This is a genomic window from Streptosporangium carneum (assembly GCF_027922005.1).
GTDB classification, from domain to species: Bacteria; Actinomycetota; Actinomycetes; order Streptosporangiales; family Streptosporangiaceae; genus Streptosporangium; species Streptosporangium carneum.
Window position 1 is genome coordinate 323,852 of record NZ_BSEV01000003.1, and the last position, 15,816, is coordinate 339,667.

A 15,816-nucleotide genomic window follows, 5' to 3' on the forward strand; every position below is an offset into this window, starting at 1 on the left:
TCACCGGCCGGCGGAGTGCCGGCTCGGAGACCGTGGCAGGTGGCGGACGACCACGCCGAGCAGCTGCCTGGCGTGCACGTAGCCAAACCCGCGTGAATCGAGGCTGAGCGCGAGGTTGTCGCCGACGACGACGAGGCGGTCGGCGGGCACGGCGGGGTCCCGGGTGCGGGCCAGAGCGGGGACCGCCTCGCGCGGAACCGGGTCGCCGGGCACGGCGATCACCCGTTTGACCATCCAGTCCCGGCCCGTCCCCGGCGGCGCGGCCATGACCGCGAGCTCGCCCGCGCGCACGGCGCCGACGCCCGTCCTGCGCACCAGGACCCGGTCGCCGTGCCGCAGCGTGGGCTCCATGCTCCGGCCGCTGACGGTGACCGTGAGGAAGCGCCGCCGCAGCGCCACGAGGGCGAGCGCGCACGCCCCGCAGACTCCCAGCACGATCGCGATCACGACGTGCCCGCCGGGGCGTATCCCCGGGCCTGCGTCTCGAAGAGCTCCGCGTAGCGGCCGCCCGCGCGCATCAGGTCGTCGTGGCCGCCGAGTTCCACGATCCGCCCCTCGGCGAGCACGGCGATCGCGTCCGCGTCGCGGACGGCGCTCAGCCGGTGCGAGATCAGCAATGTGGTACGGCCCTCCCGGTGCTCGCGCAGAGCGGTGTGCACCTCGTGTTCCGCCTGCGGGTCGAGCCCCGAGCTGGGCTCGTCGAGGATCATGAGGTCGCACCGGTCCCGCAGGAGCCCTCTGGCCAGGGCCACCCGCTGCCACTGCCCGCCCGACAGGGTCACCCCGGTCTGGTCCTCCTCGCCCGCGGAGCCGCGGAAGAACACCTTGGTCAGCAACGTGTCGTACCCTCTCGGCAGCTCCCGGACCATCGGGGCGGCACCGGCGCGCCCCGCCGCGGCCTCGAGGCGCGCGCGGTCTCCGAGCGCGGAGAGGTCGCCGACGGCGATGTTCTCCGCGACGCTCAGGTCGTAGGCGCCGAAGTCCTGGAAGACCGCGCCCATCCGCTCGCGCAGCGCGTCGGGGTCCAGATCCCGCAGGTCGACGCCGTCCCACCGGATGGATCCCCGGTCCGGGTCGTAGAAGCGGCACAGCAGCTTGACCAGGGTGCTCTTGCCCGCGCCGTTGAGGCCGACCAGCGCGAGCGACCGCCCCCTCGGGATGGTCAGGTCGACTCCGCGCAGCGTCCACGGCTGCTCCTGGCTGTAGCGGAACCAGACGTCCCGCAGCTCGACCCCCCGGCTGAGCGCGGGCGTCGCCGAGGGGCGGGGGCGTCTCGGCAGGTCCGGCTCCGCCTCGAGCACCGCCCGGTAGTGGCCGAACAGCAGCAGTGCCTGGTGCGCCGAGGCGACGCGCTGCACCGCGCCCGCCAGAGCGGCCTGTGTTCCCGCCACGGCCGCCACGAACACCGACAGGTCGCCCACGGTGGCCCTGCCCGCGACCGCCTCGCCGATGATCCAGATCAGTCCGGCGCCCGCGATCACCGCCGCCATCAGCGCCAGCGCGCCCTGACCGCGCAGCTGGCGCAGCCCGACCCCGCGCTGTTCGGCGTTCACCGCGCGCAGCTCGTCCAGCATGCGGTCGCGGAAGAAGTCGCCGAGGCCGAACAGGCGCACCTCCTTGGCCGCGTGCGGCATGCTCAGCAGGCGGGCGAAGAACAGCTCGCGTCGCCGGCCGTGTCCCGTGCTCCAGAGCATCGCGGCCTGCTCGCGGCTGAGCTGGAGGTGCACGCGGACGAGCGGCGCCGCCGTCAGCAGCACCAGTCCCGCGGCGACGGGGCTCACACTCGTCAGGGCGAGGAGGAAGCCGCCGATCACGATGGCCCCCTGCGCCAGGCCGAGGACGCTCGTCACCAGACGCCCGGGGCCCGATCGGCTCGCCTGCTCGGCGAGGTGCAGCCTGTCCTGGAACGCGGGATCCTCGAGGCGGACGAGGCCGGGCAGCCGGTTCACGGCCGTGTACAGCCGGTCCCTGGCCAGCAGCCCCACCCGGCGCTCCAGCTCCGCCTCGGCGTACCCCGCCAGATGCGGGACGGTCCCGGCCAGCGCGCCCAGGACCAGCAGGCCGACCGCGTACGGCAGCAACGCGGGCGTGGTGACCCCCGGCTCGGCGAGCCGGTCCAGGACGATCTTGGTGAACCAGGCGGTCAGCACGGGCGCGAGCCCCGAGGCGCAGGCGAGCGCCGCCTGCGCGCCCAGGTGTCCCGGGCCGCCGCGCCAGGCCAGTGCCGCCGCGGCCCCGACATGCCCGAGAAGGGCGCGCGTCCCCGGGGCCCGGCCTTCGTCGGGCGCACGGCCCTCACCCGCGGCACGCTCCGCGTCAGGCGCACGGTTCGCACCCGCGGCACGCTCCGCGTCAGGCGCACGGTTCGCACCCGCGGCACGTCCCGCGTCGGGCGCACGGCTCACGCCGTCGGCCCCGCCCGCGGCCGGAGGCCGGCTCACGCCGGGACGACGACCGGGAAGCCGGTCAGGTCGGTGCCGGAGGCGCGGATCACGCCCTGGTCGTCCATCAGGTACATCGCCGGCAGCCCCTTCACCCCGAACGCCCTGAACACCGTGCCTCCGCTCTCCTCCGCGACGACACGCGCCACCGGGCCGAGCTCCGCGACGAGCTCGGCCGTCTCCTCCCCGTCGCCGATCACCACGGCCAGCACGTCCTCACGGCGCAGCCCGCCGCGCTCGGCGTACTCCAGCACCTGCGGCATCCGTTCGTGGCACAGCGAGCAGTGGGGGGTGAAGAAACCCACCAGGCGGACGCCCCGCGCGTCGACGGGTTCGCCGTCGACGTCGACGGCGGTGAACGCCTCCGGCGTCGCGCCCGGCGGCAGCACGGGCTGGGGAGCCTCATGCCCCTCCCGCCCCCGCGTCCCGGCCGCCGTGAGCACGCGCAGCCGCGCGACGACTCCCAGCAGCACGACAAGGTTCAGCACCGTCAGCGCCGTGCTGAGCACGGTTGCGGCGACGAGGTACGTCATCGGAGCACGCTCCTATCAGGGGAGTCGACCGGCTGGAAGATGTGCGCGAGGTCGTCGAATCGGATGAGCAGGAGCGCCCCGACCGCGCCCGCGAGGACGGCGACCACGACGCCCTCCGCGTGAACCGGGGGTGAGGCGGCGGAGACGGCGGTCGTGGCGGCGTGGCCGAGCACGCCGACGGCGGTCAGGATCGCGTTTCGGACCACGTGGGGCCACCCCATCGGGCTCCGCCGCGCGCCGAAACACAGGCACGACGCCCGTATCCGCCGCAGGAGGGTCAGCGCGACCGCGCCGGTGAACAACGCGCTCAGCGAGGCGGCGACCGCGAAGCCGAAGGCGGCGGAGCCGGGCGCGAGAAGCAGCGGCGCCACCGCCGCCTCGGCCAGGATCACGCAGGTGGCGGCACCCGTACGCCACCTGCGTTTCACCAGGCGTGTCTCGACCAGGGAACGGGCGAACGCGTGAAAGGCCCCCGCCCCACGCGTCTTGCCCGCCACGGCGACGGCGAACACGACGGCCTGCACGACGCCGCACCCGATCGCGACATACTCCACAGCTGCTCCCGCCCCGCGAACCGATGTTTTCGGTCATGACGGTAGGGAGCCGCACCGTGTACTTTACTGAAAAGCTTCTTAACAGATCGACGGACCCCCCGGAATCGCCGATCCGCGCCCCATCCAGGGGAAACGCCGTCATGCGGCGGCCCGTCACGGGGCCGGGCGGCAGAACCGGCAGAAATTCCGGCAGCAGTACGCGTTGTCGACGCGAGTGCGACAGGAGATGCGTGTGGCCATGCAGGGACGACCGGCACAGGTCTCGGCCGGCGAGGCGCTTCGACGCAGGCGGACGGCCGCCGGATGGAGCCAGCACGAACTCGCCTCACGGGCGGGCCTGAGCGTTCGCACGATCCGCGACATCGAGCAGGGAAGGGTGAGCCGCCCCCAGCAGGCCTCCCTGGAGCGGCTGCTGTCCGCCCTGCCGGTCCAGGACGCCGAGCGGCGCGAACTGCTCGCGGGCTTCGAGCCGCCGCGGAGCCGTACGGCGGAGACGGGCCTGTGGATCGGCGTGCTGGGCGCGCTGTCCGTACGGCGGGACGGCGTCGCGCTGGAGATCGGATCCGCCATGCCCAGGACCCTGCTCGGCCTCCTCGCGCTGCGGCGGCGGAGCCCGGTCCCGACCGAGGAGATCGTCGACGTGCTGTGGGGGCACAACCCGCCGCGGACGTGCGTCAACCTGATCCAGGTGTACGTCGGCAGGCTGCGGGCCAGGCTGGAGCCCGAACGGGAGACCAGGGCGACGGCGTTGACGGTCCGCCGCACGCCGGACGGATACGTCCTCGACCTGGCCGACGAGCAGGTCGACCTCGGCCGGTTCGACACGCTGTGCCTGCGAGCCGAACGGGCGGGGGCCGCGGGAGACCGCGACGGGGCGCGGGAGCTGCTGGCCGAGGCCTTACGGTGCTGGCGCGGCCCGGTGCTGGCCGGGGCGCCCGACACGCTTCGCGCCCACCCCGCCGCGATCGCGGCCTCCCGCCGCCGCGTCGAGGCGGCTCTCGGCTACGCGGACACGGCGGCGGCCGTGGCGGACCACCAGCACGTCGCCGAGTCGCTGTGGCCTCTGGTGAACGACGAGCCCCTGCACGAGGGGCTGACCGCCCGGCTCATGACGGCGCTCGCGGGCTGCGGCGAACAGGCCGTCGCGCTGCGCCTGTTCACCGGCGTCCGGGCCAGGCTGGCCGACGAACTGGGCGTGGAACCCGGTGCCGAGCTGCGCGCGGCGCATCTGCGCATCCTCAGAGGCCGCCCGGCGGCCGGCGGCGACGCCGCGGGCGCGTCGCGAAGGCAGGGCCGGGGCGCGGCGTCCCCAAAACCGCCTCCGCCCCTCGGACCGCCCCCCGGACCGCTCCCCGAGCCGTCCGCCCGGCCGCCCGCCCAGCTGCCCGCCGGAGTCGCCGCCTTCACCGGACGCGCCGCGGCGCTCCGGGACCTGGACAGGCTGCTGGCCAGGCACGACAAGACCCTGACGATCGCGGTGATCACCGGAACCGCGGGCGTCGGCAAGACCGCTCTGGCGGTGCGCTGGGCGCACCGCGTGCGGGAGCGGTTCCCCGACGGGCAGCTGCACGTGAACCTCAGGGGATACGCGGCCGAGGGCCCGTTGCGGCCCGCCGACGTGTTGTCGCGCTTCCTGCACTCCCTCGGCGTGCCGCCGGACCAGGCGCCCTCCGACCAGGAGGAGGCCGCGGCGCTCTACCGCACCCTGCTCTCCGGCAGGCGCGTGCTCGTCCTGCTGGACAACGCGGCGGGCCCCGAGCAGGTGAGGCCGCTGCTGCCGGGGAGCGCGGGATCGGTCGCCGTCATCACCAGCCGCGACGCCCTGGCCGGGCTCGTCGCGCGCGACGGGGCGCACCGGGTGCCCCTGGAGGCGCTGTCCCCGCAGGAGTCGCGCACTCTCCTGACCCGCCTGCTCGGCGCGGCCAGGACGCGGGCGGAGCCCTCCGCGGCGCTCGACCTCGCCACGCTCTGCGGGCACCTGCCGCTCGCGCTGCGCATCGCCGCCGCCAACCTTCTCGGCAGCAGGCACAGGACGGTCGCGGAGTACGCCGAGGAGCTGCGCGCGGGCAACAGGCTCAGCGCGCTCGAAGTGCCGGGAGACCCCGAGTCCGCCGTCAGGGCCGCCTTCCGGCTGTCGTACACCGCCATGCCCGACCCCGCGCGGCGGCTCTTCCGGCTGCTCGGAACCGTCACGGGCCCCGACGTCACGATCGCGGCGGCGGCCGCGCTCACGGGCGCCGCACAGGCCGGGGCCGCCGAGCTGATGGGCGTCCTGACGGCGGCGCACCTGGTGGACGAGCACGCGCCGGGACGGTTCGCCCAGCACGACCTGCTGCGCCTGTGCGCGGCCGAGTACGCGCGGGCCGAGGAGACCGAGGAGGATCGCCTGGCCGCGCTCACCCGCCTGCACCGGCACTACCTGGCCACGGCCGACGTCGCGGCCAGGCTGCTGTACCCGCAGTTCATGCGTCTGGAGCTGCCGCCCGCCGAGGTCACGCCCTCACCCTCGCGCTTCGACGACCACGAGGCCGCCTCCGCCTGGCTCGACGCCGAGGCGCAGAACCTGGTGGCCGCCGTCACGTCCACCGCGGCGAACGGGCCGCACGAGCTGGCCTGGCTCATCGCGGACACGCTGCGGGGATACTTCTTCATGCGGCACAGCGCCGTCGACTGGGCGACGGCGGCGCAGGCGGGGCTCGCCGCCGCGGAGGCCGCGGGAGAGCGCAGGGCGCAGGCCGTGCTCCAGCTCAGCCTGGCGGGCCTGCACGGCTTCCAGGGACGGCATCGCCAGGCCATCCGGCGCTACACGCTCGCCCTGGAACTGGCGGAGAGCGTGGGCTGGCACGAGGGGCAGACCGCCGTCCTCGGCAACCTGGGCGCCACGCACGCCGACCTCGGCATGCTGGCGCAGGCCGGCGACTATCTCACGCGAGCCCTCGAACTCAACGTCAAGGTCGGGAGCGAGGAGAGGCAGGCCGTCAACCTCGGCAACCTGGGCTGCGTCTACCTCGAGATGGGCCGCCTGCGTCAGGCCGCCGACTGCCTCGACCGCTCCCTGGCCGTGTGCCGCCGTCTCGGTCACCGGGGCGGAGAGGCGAACAACCTCGCCGTGCTGGGCGAGGTGAAGCACTTCATGGGCCTGCTGGACGCGGCGCACGACGACCTCGTGGCGGCGCTCGCGCTGCACCGGCAGGTGGGCAACCGGGGGAACGAGGCCGACACCATGCGCAACCTCGCCGCGGTCCACCGCGACGCGGGACGGCTCGGGGAGGCCCTCGACCTGGCCAAGGACGCGCTGGCCGCGGCCTGGCAGACCGGGCACCGGCGGCTGGTCGCCGACGCCCTCAACACGCTCGGCACCGTCTGCCAGCACGTCGGCGACGTCACGTCCGCCGTGGAGCACCAGCAGGAGGCGCTGAGCACCGCGCGGGCCGCGGGCAACAGGTATCCCGAGATGAAGGCGCTGCTGGGGCTCGCGGCCTGCTCGAACGCCCTCGGCGAGTACGGCGCGGCGGTCCGGCAGGCCGACCTGGCCCTGGCGATCGCCGTCGGCGCCGGATACCGGATGCACGAGGGGCAGGCCCTGACCGCGCGGGCCCAGGCCCGATACGGGCTGCACGACCTGGAAGGAGCCGGCCGCGACGCCGGGCTGGCGCTGGACGCGCACCGGGAGACGGGCCACGCGCCGGGCGAGGCCAGGACCCGCGACCTGCTGGCGGGCATCGCGGCGACCGCCGCCCCCGCCTTCCCCGGGGACTCAGCCCCCCACGCGCACTGACCGCGATCAGGTGCGGCGGTCCTCCATCTCCCAGAGGTGGTCGATCACGTGCCAGGCGACGCGGCGGGCCGTGTAACGGGCGGGCCAGCCGCCGGGGACGACCGGGGCTCCGTCCGAGGGCCTGGCCAGCACCTCGGCGAGCTCCTCACGCATGGCCGCCAGGCCCGTGGCGTCGCGGAACGGCCTGTGCCTGACCCCCACCTTGCGGGCGTACGCGCGCTCGGCCTCGACCACGTGGGCGGCCATCTTGTCCCGGTCCCTGCCACCGCCGCGCGGGCCCTTGCGCAGTTCCTGCGGCGAGCCCGCCACGGCCTCCTCGAAGAGCTCCCACGCCGCCCTGACCAGTGCGACGCTCCGCTCCGCCTCGGCCGCCCCGACGGGCTCACCGTCCAGCTCGGGGATCGCCTCGATCGCCCCGAAGTCCGTGGTCGTTCCCCCCTTCGCGCGCTCGACGACCACCGGGGCGCCGGGTTCGAAGGTCAGGCCCGCCCGTTCCGCGACCGTCCGGTAGCGCGGCGCATAGTCGGCGAGCGCGTCCAGCGCCGCCTCCTCCGAGCCGCCGATGCGGCACCAGCCCGGCCACTCGGCCGAGCAGGCGAAGACCTTCTTGGGGCCGATCTCCAGATAAACGCGTGTCATGTCCCGCAGCCTCGCACCGAAAGGTGACAGGTGACGTCAGGTACCGTCCTCGACCATGTCGATCAGGTCGGCGACCGAGTCGACCACCTGGGACGGGCGGAAGGGGTAGCGGTCTATCCGGTCCTTGGTCATAACGCCGCTGAGCACCAGGATCGTGTGCAGCCCCGCCTCCATGCCGGAGACGATGTCGGTGTCCATCCGGTCACCGATCATGGCGGTGCTCTCACTGTGGCCGTCGATGGCCCGCAGGGCGCTGCGCATCATCATCGGGTTGGGCTTGCCGACGAAGTAGGGCTGCACGCCGGTCGCCTTGGTGATCATCGCCGCGACCGCGCCGCAGGCGGGCAGGGAGCCCTCGGTGGACGGGCCGACCGGATCCGGGTTGGTCGCGATGAAGCGGGCGCCGTTCTCGATCAGCCGGATGGCACGGGTGATCTGGGTGAAGCTGTAGGTCCGGGTCTCGCCGAGCACCACGTAGTCGGGGTCGATGTCGGTCAGGACGTAGCCCGCCTCGTGCAGGGCGGTGGTCAGCCCGGCCTCGCCGATCACATAGGCGGAACCGCCGGGGCGCTGGTCGTCCAGGAACTTCGCGGTGGCGAGCGCCGAGGTCCAGATCGACTCAGGGGGGATCTCCAGACCGGCGGCGCGCAGCCGTACGGCCAGGTCACGCGGGGTGTAGATGGAGTTGTTCGTGAGCACGAGGAACCGTTTTCCCGACTCGCGCAGGCGGCGGACGAACTCGTCGGCGCCGGGAACGGGGTGCCCCTCGTGGACGAGGACACCGTCCATGTCCGACAGCCAGCACTCGATCGGCTTGCGCTCTTTCACCGTTCCCCCGCGTTCCAGCCCAACTGACAACACCGACATGACACCACAGACACGACAACAAGGATGACAGGTCGGAGACGGACCACACGCCGCCAGACCCCCGCGCCCCCCACGTCTCACAGGCCGGCGGCAGGCGGCTACCGCACGGTGCGCCAGGCCAGCTCCTCGACCAGCTCCCGGCTCCGCCAGCCGTAGGGGGTGCGGAGCATGCGGTGGTGGTGCCACCCTCCGGCCTGGACGAGTCCGGAGGCGTCGGCGGGGAGCACGTCCCGGGAAGGCGCGAGGGTGCCGGTGAACGGGGCCGTGACCACGGCCTCGTCCCCCTCGAACCTGATGACCGCCGCGCCGATCAGGTGATGCCGACCCGGCCAGCGGGACAGCGTCTCGGCCAGCCACCGCCGCGCCTCCTCGCGGTTTCCCCTGACGCCTCCTGCGGCGGTGTAGTCGATCACCGCGTCGGCGGTGAACACGAGGTCGAGCCGTGCCCAGTCCGCGCCGTCGACGATGTGGGCGTACCTGGCGAGCAGGTCGCCGATCTCAAGGCGGTCCGCGATCTCCCGTTCCCTCATGCCTCCATACAACCAAACGCTTGATCAGGGTGCGAGGGCCTCCAGCGCCGCCTCCGCCCTGCGCATCGACTCCTCGGGGTCGGCGTCCGGCGAGCCGATCTGCGGGTCGAAGTTGAGGTCGTGGAAGACGTCGGTGACCCCCTTGGCCTCCAACCTGGCCACGTCCTGCCGGATCTCCTCGAACGAACCGGTCAGCGGGACGCGCTCCGCGGCTCCCGAGGGGCGGATCTGGGTGACCCCGCGGGTGACGAAACGCAGCGTCTCCGGGTCCCGTCCGGCGGCACGGGCCGCCTCCTTTACAATGTAGATTCTCTCGTCGATGCGGTCGAGGTCCTCACGGCTCGAACTGATCCAGCCGTCGGCCAGCCGCCCCGCGCGCCGCAGCGCGACCTCGGCGCTCCCGCCGAGCAGGAGAGGCGGCTGCGGCTGCGGCTTGGGGTTCTGGTGCACGGGCGGCACCTGGTAGAACTCACCCTTGTGCTCGACCGTCTCCTCCGACCAGAGCCTCCGCAGCAGGTGGATGTACTCCTCGCCGCGCCGCCCCCGCCGCTCGAAGCTCACCCCGGAGGCGGCGAACTCCTCGGGCAGCCAGCCGAGGCCCAGGCCGACGTCGAGACGCCCGCCGGAGACCGCCTGCAGGCTGGCCAGCTGCTTGGCCAGCAGCGGGGGCGAGGTGAACGGCATGTTCAGCACCGCCACGCCGAGCCGGACGCGGTCGGTCACCCCGGCCAGGTAGGCGAGCGTCACCACCGGGTCGTGCACACTGCGGTAGACGGGCCCCATCGAGTGCCCCTGCGGGTACAGCAGACGTTGGAAGGTCCACACCTCGTGATAGCCGAGCTCCTCGGCCCTGCGGGCGACCCGCACCATGTTGCCTGGCGTCGCCCAGGACCCCGAGACGGGCACCGCGAATCCGATCCTCATGCCATGCACTTTATGCGTCTCTGCGCAAGGGTCGCGATCAGTGGTTCACTTGCCGGATGAGCGACAGCGACGACCTGATCGACGAGCTCCGCCGGATCGCCGTCCGGTACGGCTCCGCGCCCGCGGAGGTGGTGCCGACCCGCCCCGACGTGATCATCGTGCGAGCCGGCGCCGTCGTGGTCAAGGCGCACGCCCCGGGAGCCGATCGGGCGCCGCTGGCCGAGCGGATGCGGGCCGTCGGACGGCGGGCCCTGTACGGGATCATGCTCGAGCCGGTCACGGAGGAGGTCGGGGTCGTCGAGGACCGGCTGGTCACGGTGTGGCCCGCCGGGACCCCGGTGGATCACTCGGCCCCGGACGCGGCCCCCTGGGAGGCGGCGGCGCGGCTGCTTGCCAGGCTGCACACGGTGCCGGTGGGGGCGCTGCCTCCGCTGCCTCCCGCGGGCGGGCCCGCGCGGGTGGCCGCGATGGTCGCCCGCCTCAGGGGCGACTCCGCCGCCGCGCTCGTCGTGCGCCGGGCCCTGGCCTGCCTGCCCGGGGCGGCCTTGGGCCGGGCCTGGAACCCGCTCCCGACGCCGGCTCACGGCTCATCTGGCCGCGGCTCGCTGACCCACGGCGACTGGCACATGGGCCAGCTGGTCAGGATCAGGGGCGAGTGGATCCTCATCGACGTCGACGATCTGGGAGTCGGCGATCCCGCCTGGGATCTGGCCAGGCCCGCCGCCTGGTTCGCCGCAGGACTGCTCGACCCCGAGGTCTGGCACCGTTTCCTGGCCGCCTACCGCGCGGAGGGCGGACAGGCCGTCGGCGCGGACGGCGACCCGTGGGAACGGCTGAACCTCCCGGCGCAGGCGATGACCGTGCAGCTCACGGCGGCGGCGGTGGCGAACGCCGAGCGGGAGGGACGGCCGCTGGACGAGGTCGAGCAGGTGCTTGTCGACACCTGTCAAAGGATTGTCCAGTTCCGAAGCGCCTGCCATAGTGTGCCCACGCAGTAGGTTGTGGTTACGTCAGACGCAACCCCAGGACAAGGAGATCATCCAGATGCAGTGCCCGAAGTGTCGGGGCAACATGCGCACCTATGAGCGCAACGGTGTCCACATCGACCAGTGCGACGGCTGTCGCGGCATCTTCCTGGACTACGGCGAGTTGGAGACGCTGACTCGCATGGAGAGCCAGTGGTCCCAGCAGCACTCCGCTCCCCCGCCGCCCCCGCCGCCGCCGCCGATGCACCACGGCGCGCCGCCCGCCTGGGGCGCCCCCCACCACGGCCACTACGGCCACCACCGCAACCGCAGCTGGGTCGGGATGCTGTTCTCCTCCTGATCTCTCCCCCCGATTCCATCAGGGGGGAACCGGGACCGCGATCTCGCGACGGAGATCGCGGTCTTCGCGTTCCCGGCCCCTCACGAGGAGAGCGGGGTCAGCCGGGGAAGTCGCCCGGCTTGATGCGCTTGGGCTTCACGGTGCCGCCCACGACGGCGTTGAGCGTGAGGGTCCAGTCGGTCCAGCGGATCTGCGTGGCGGTGTGGATCGTCCTGAACCGCACCGACTTGCCGAACTGCTCGAAGGTGCACGAGCGGGTGAAGCTGCGGGCCTTGGAATCCCAGTCGACGCCGAGGGTGTAGAAGACGTTGTACTTGCCGTCCCGCACCCCGTGGATCCTGAACTTGGACTTCTTGCGGACGTAGACGCTGATCGCCTTCTTCTTGCCGCGCGTCAGCACCACGACCGCGTCCTGGTTGTTGCCGTTCTTCAGCTCGAGGTAGGCCCGCCCGGGACGGCCCTCCGACTTGATGAAGGCGCCGTTGCGCAGGCGGCGGGACTTCTCGCCGCTCACCTTGACCGGGACGACGTCGGTCGGATAGTCGCCCAGGGCGGCCAGGGCGTCCCCGCTGCGGCGCACCGGGGAGATCCGCCCGCTCTCGTCGACGCCCGTGAGCACGGCGGGCCCGGTGCACACGTCCTGCGCCTGCACGTCGTCCTGGGCGTCGGCGAGCGCGTCGGTGAGCCTCCTGAGCGTGCCGACGTACTCCGCGTGCGGGGCCTGCACCGCGGACGGCGGGACGACGGTCTCCAGACCCGAGACCGCCCTCTCCATCGCGGCGACCGTCTGTTGCAGCCGCTTGTCGAGTCCCTTGCCGCCGGTGGAGTCCAGCTTCCTGAGGGCGTCCCTGATCGGGCCGCGCGCCCTGTCGAGCTCGGCCCGATAGGCGTCGGTGGTCATCTCGGCGACGGTGGGCGTGCCGCTCGGAGCCGCGGTGCCGGTGGGCTGGCTCGTTCCGACGCCGGATCCGGATCCCGAGCCCACCACGCCGCCCGCGACGGGGCCGCCGACCACGGGGTCACCGGGGCTGAGGGAGGTGCAGGCGCTCAGGGTCACCATGGTGACCACGGCGCATGAGATCAGTCGGGGGGCAGTCACCTGCCACACTATCGCCCGATCGATCACGACCCGTCAAACATCGAAGTCGGATCACCCCTTTTATAACGGTGTTCAGGACAGCTCTATAACGGTGTTCATGACAGCGAATTCTCCGACAGCGTGTCGTCCCGTCCGAGGACCAGCCTGCGGGTGATCTTCAGAGACTCCAGGAACGGCGGCGAGGCCCTCCCCGGAGACCTCTCCTCGCTCGATGGCCGGCAGCGCGGCTCGGCGCTCGGCGACGCCCAACAGCCCGGCGACCGTACGGCTCGCGTCAATGGCTTTCTCTTCGCCCTCGGCCGCCCTGAGCCCTCACCCCGTAGGCCGGATCACCAGCAGCGACCGCGGACGCTTGGCGAACTCCACCTCACCGGAGACGGTGAACGTCTCACCGTCGCGCGCCAGCCGTAGCGGCCCCGAGGGGCAGGAGATCCGCAGCGTGTCGGCCCGCCACTGCCGGTAGTGGCGCGACAGCCTGAACCTGCCGCCGATCACGCTGAGGAACGCCCTGGCCCGGGGCAGCCGGTCGGCGGCGGTGAGCACGCGGATGTCCAGCAGGCCGTCCTCGAGGCGCTCCCTCCTGGTGGGCGCGGCGCCGCGCGCCTCGTAGCCGCAGTTGCCCGCGAACACCAGCCAGACCCGTCTGGGCACCCCGTCGACGACCAGGTCGACGGGGCGCGCGCCCGCGGGGCCGAGCAGTTCGGCCATGGCCCACAGCAGCGCGGGCCACTTGCCGATCCGCCCCTGCCTGCGCTCCCTGCGGTCGGCGAGCTCGGCGTAGACGCCCAGGCTCGCGGTGTTGACGAAGGCCCGTCCCGCGACCTCGCCCACGTCGACCGCGGCGAGCTCCCCGTTGCGGTAGGCCGTCACGGCGTCCTCCAGGCTCAGCAGCCCGAGCGCGCGGGCGAAGCGGTCGCGGCCGCCCGTGGGCACGACCAGCAGCGGGATCCCGGCTTCCAGCGCCTCCTGCGCGGCGCACGCCACGACGCCGTCGCCGCCCGCGACCGCGAGCACCCTGGCCCGTGAGGCGGCCTCGCGCATCACGGCCCGCAGCTCGGCCCTCGGCTCCGGCTCGACGACCTCGGCCTCGGGCAGGGCCGCGCGCAGCAGCCGCGCCGTTCCCCCGCCACCGCCTCCCGCACCGCCTCCCGCACCGCCTCCCGCACCGCCTCCCGCACCGTCTCCCACGCTGTCTCCGGCACCGCCTGCCGCACCGCCTCCTGCACCGCTTGCCGCACCGTCTCCCGCCGCCTCGTCGACCACGGCGACCATCCCCTCGCCGTCGGGGCCGAACCTGGCCGAGGGGGCGGTGACGGCGACCCTGGCCTGCCCCGCCTCACCGGCCCTGGGCCACAGCCTCCGGGTCAGCAGTCCGGTCGCCACGCCGATGCCCGCTCCCACGAGCACGTCGCCCGGATAGTGCACGCCGGTGTAGACGCGGGAGAAGCAGACCGCCGCGGCGAGCAGCGCGACGGGCGCGGCGACCGCGACAGGGGCCTCGATCGCCACGGCGGTGGCGAAGGCGGCGGCCGACGCCGAGTGTCCCGAGGGGAAGGAGGCCGAGGTGGGCATCTTGATCAGCCGGGCCAGCGGCAGCCCCTCGTGGGACGGCCTGGCCCGGCGGAAGGCCTGTTTGCCGACCAGGTTCACCAGCGGGCTGGCCAGGCTGACCGCGAGCAGTCCGCGGGTGGCCGCGCGGCGCAGCGGCCTGCGCCCGCTGACCGCGCCCCCTCCGGCGAGTCCCGCCCACAGCAGCGAGTTGTCCGCCGCGCGCGACAGGGCCGGCAGGAGCCTTTCCAGGCCGGGGAGCCTCGCGTCGGCGACCGCCCTGAAAACCCGCCGGTCGAGCGCGCTCAACCACGATCTCACCCGCATGTCCCGCCTTCCCCGAAAATGACGAACCAGTTAACGGAGACTTAATTCTCTGGCATACCCCGTCATCCGGCGCGCGTCCGTTTCACGCCCTCCCATAATTCCAAGCAAGAGGGGCTATCGGCAGAAATGGGGTGGAATGAAACGGTCGATCGGCATTGCTCTCGCGCTGCTGCTCGGCGCCGCGGTCGTCGTGGCGGTCGTCCTGGGAAACAGGGACGACGTCAGCGGACCGACCACGGTGCGAGGCGTGATCGGCTCGGAGAAGAAACCCTTCTTCGACGATCCTCGGGTGCGCGCCGCGTTCGAAAGACACGGGCTGCGGGTAGAGGTGGACACCGCCGGATCCCGGCAGATCGCGACCGAGGTGAAGCTCGACGACTACGCGTTCGCCTTTCCCTCCAGCCTTCCCGCCGCGGAGAAGATCAAGAAGGATCGCAAGGTCGCCACCACCTTCTCCCCCTTCTACTCCCCCATGGCCGTGGCGACCTTCCAGCCGATCGCCGAGCTGCTGACCAAGGCGGGTCTCGTACGCGACTCGGGCCAGGGCTACCAGGTGCTCGACGTCGCCAAGTACATGGACCTGGTGGCCAAGAGCACCCGGTGGGACAAACTGCCGGGCAACACCGCCTACCCCGCGCGCAAACGGGTGCTGCTGACCACCACCGACGTCAGGACCTCCAACTCGGCGGCCATGTACCTGGCGATAACCAGCTACGTCGCCAACGGCGAGGACGTGGTCACCGCCTCGGCCCAGGTGCCCGCGGTGGCGGGGAAGGTGGCGCCCGTCTTCCTCGACCAGGGCTACTCGCAGTCGTCCTCGGAGGCCCCCTTCGACGACTACCTGGTCATGGGGTCGGGCAAGACGCCGATGGTCATGATCTACGAGGCCCAGTACCTGTCCCGGGTGTTCGCGGGCGACGGCTCGATCAAGCCCGAGATGCGGCTGCTGTACCCCTCGCCGACCGTGCTGAGCAAGCACACGCTGGTGCCCTTCACACCGCAGGCGGCCGAGGTGGGGCGGCTGCTGACCGAGGACCCCGAGCTCAGGACCCTCGCCGCCCAGTACGGCTTCCGCACCGCCGACCCCAAGGCCTTCGCCGACCTGGTCGCCAAGCACAGGGCCCCGGCGGCGCGTGACCTGGTGGACGTGGTCGAGCCTCCCACCTACGAACACCTGGAGGGGCTCATCGCGAACATCGACCGGCTGTACGCCAGCGGCGCGGTGCCGCAATCCGAAGGAGGGCCGTGAC

General features: G+C 73.0%; 14 protein-coding genes. 4 read left to right on the forward strand and 10 right to left on the reverse strand.

Annotated features, from left to right (window positions below; genetic code table 11):
- The 4 genes from lepB to PKF00_RS10940 are packed head-to-tail and all read right to left on the reverse strand — an operon-like array spanning position 1 to position 3,528.
- Positions 1-447 carry a signal peptidase I gene (gene lepB, locus PKF00_RS10925; RefSeq protein ID WP_271217310.1) on the reverse strand — a complete coding sequence of 149 codons (447 nt, stop codon included), beginning with the start codon at positions 445-447 and terminating at the stop codon, positions 1-3.
- The gene (locus PKF00_RS10930; protein ID WP_271217311.1) at positions 444-2,441 is read right to left on the reverse strand and encodes an ABC transporter ATP-binding protein; all 1,998 of its coding nucleotides are present in this window, start codon (positions 2,439-2,441) and stop codon (positions 444-446) included. Before PKF00_RS10930 ends, lepB begins: the two co-directional genes overlap by 4 nt.
- The gene (locus PKF00_RS10935) at positions 2,438-2,974 is read right to left on the reverse strand and encodes a TlpA disulfide reductase family protein (protein WP_271217312.1); all 537 of its coding nucleotides are present in this window, start codon (positions 2,972-2,974) and stop codon (positions 2,438-2,440) included. The genes PKF00_RS10930 and PKF00_RS10935 overlap by 4 nt, the downstream gene beginning before the upstream one ends.
- Positions 2,971-3,528, reverse strand: a complete 558-nt coding sequence (locus PKF00_RS10940) for a MauE/DoxX family redox-associated membrane protein (RefSeq protein ID WP_271217313.1) — start codon at positions 3,526-3,528, stop codon at positions 2,971-2,973. The genes PKF00_RS10935 and PKF00_RS10940 overlap by 4 nt, the downstream gene beginning before the upstream one ends.
- A gap of 238 nt (positions 3,529-3,766) precedes the next feature.
- Between PKF00_RS10940 and PKF00_RS10945 the strand changes: the two genes are divergently transcribed.
- Positions 3,767-7,306: a BTAD domain-containing putative transcriptional regulator gene (locus tag PKF00_RS10945; RefSeq protein WP_271217314.1), complete on the forward strand. Its 3,540-nt coding sequence runs from the start codon at positions 3,767-3,769 to the stop codon at positions 7,304-7,306.
- A 6-nt stretch (positions 7,307-7,312) separates the two neighbouring features.
- Here PKF00_RS10945 and PKF00_RS10950 read toward each other — a convergent pair whose 3' ends face one another.
- The 4 genes from PKF00_RS10950 to PKF00_RS10965 all read right to left on the reverse strand — a co-directional run bounded on the left by PKF00_RS10950 (position 7,313) and on the right by PKF00_RS10965 (position 10,266).
- Positions 7,313-7,945: a hypothetical protein gene (locus PKF00_RS10950; protein ID WP_271217315.1), complete on the reverse strand. Its 633-nt coding sequence runs from the start codon at positions 7,943-7,945 to the stop codon at positions 7,313-7,315.
- A 36-nt stretch (positions 7,946-7,981) separates the two neighbouring features.
- Positions 7,982-8,734 (reverse strand): HAD-IIA family hydrolase, encoded by a 753-nt coding sequence (locus PKF00_RS10955; protein ID WP_271217437.1) that lies wholly within the window; start codon positions 8,732-8,734, stop codon positions 7,982-7,984.
- 176 nt (positions 8,735-8,910) lie between these two features.
- Positions 8,911-9,342, reverse strand: a complete 432-nt coding sequence (locus PKF00_RS10960; RefSeq protein WP_271217316.1) for a nuclear transport factor 2 family protein — start codon at positions 9,340-9,342, stop codon at positions 8,911-8,913.
- A 24-nt stretch (positions 9,343-9,366) separates the two neighbouring features.
- Positions 9,367-10,266, reverse strand: a complete 900-nt coding sequence (locus tag PKF00_RS10965; RefSeq protein WP_271217317.1) for a TIGR03619 family F420-dependent LLM class oxidoreductase — start codon at positions 10,264-10,266, stop codon at positions 9,367-9,369.
- 56 nt (positions 10,267-10,322) lie between these two features.
- On the opposite strand from PKF00_RS10965, the gene PKF00_RS10970 reads away from it, so the two are divergent.
- On the forward strand, positions 10,323-11,264 hold the full coding sequence (locus PKF00_RS10970) for a phosphotransferase family protein (protein ID WP_271217318.1): 942 nt from the start codon (positions 10,323-10,325) through the stop codon (positions 11,262-11,264).
- A 46-nt stretch (positions 11,265-11,310) separates the two neighbouring features.
- Entirely contained in the window at positions 11,311-11,592 is a 282-nt protein-coding gene (locus PKF00_RS10975; protein ID WP_271217319.1) for a TFIIB-type zinc ribbon-containing protein, read from the forward strand.
- 97 nt (positions 11,593-11,689) lie between these two features.
- Here the strand turns inward: PKF00_RS10975 and PKF00_RS10980 are convergent, their stop codons facing one another.
- Positions 11,690-12,691 carry a hypothetical protein gene (locus tag PKF00_RS10980; protein ID WP_271217320.1) on the reverse strand — a complete coding sequence of 334 codons (1,002 nt, stop codon included), beginning with the start codon at positions 12,689-12,691 and terminating at the stop codon, positions 11,690-11,692.
- 312 nt (positions 12,692-13,003) lie between these two features.
- On the reverse strand, positions 13,004-14,566 hold the full coding sequence (locus PKF00_RS10985) for a bifunctional phosphatase PAP2/diacylglycerol kinase family protein (protein ID WP_271217321.1): 1,563 nt from the start codon (positions 14,564-14,566) through the stop codon (positions 13,004-13,006).
- Positions 14,567-14,702: 136 nt separating this feature from the next.
- Here PKF00_RS10985 and PKF00_RS10990 point away from each other — a divergent pair, with 136 nt between their 5' ends.
- Complete coding sequence (locus tag PKF00_RS10990; RefSeq protein ID WP_271217322.1) at positions 14,703-15,815, forward strand: hypothetical protein; 1,113 nt, start codon at positions 14,703-14,705, stop codon at positions 15,813-15,815.
- Position 15,816: the final 1 nt, after the last annotated feature.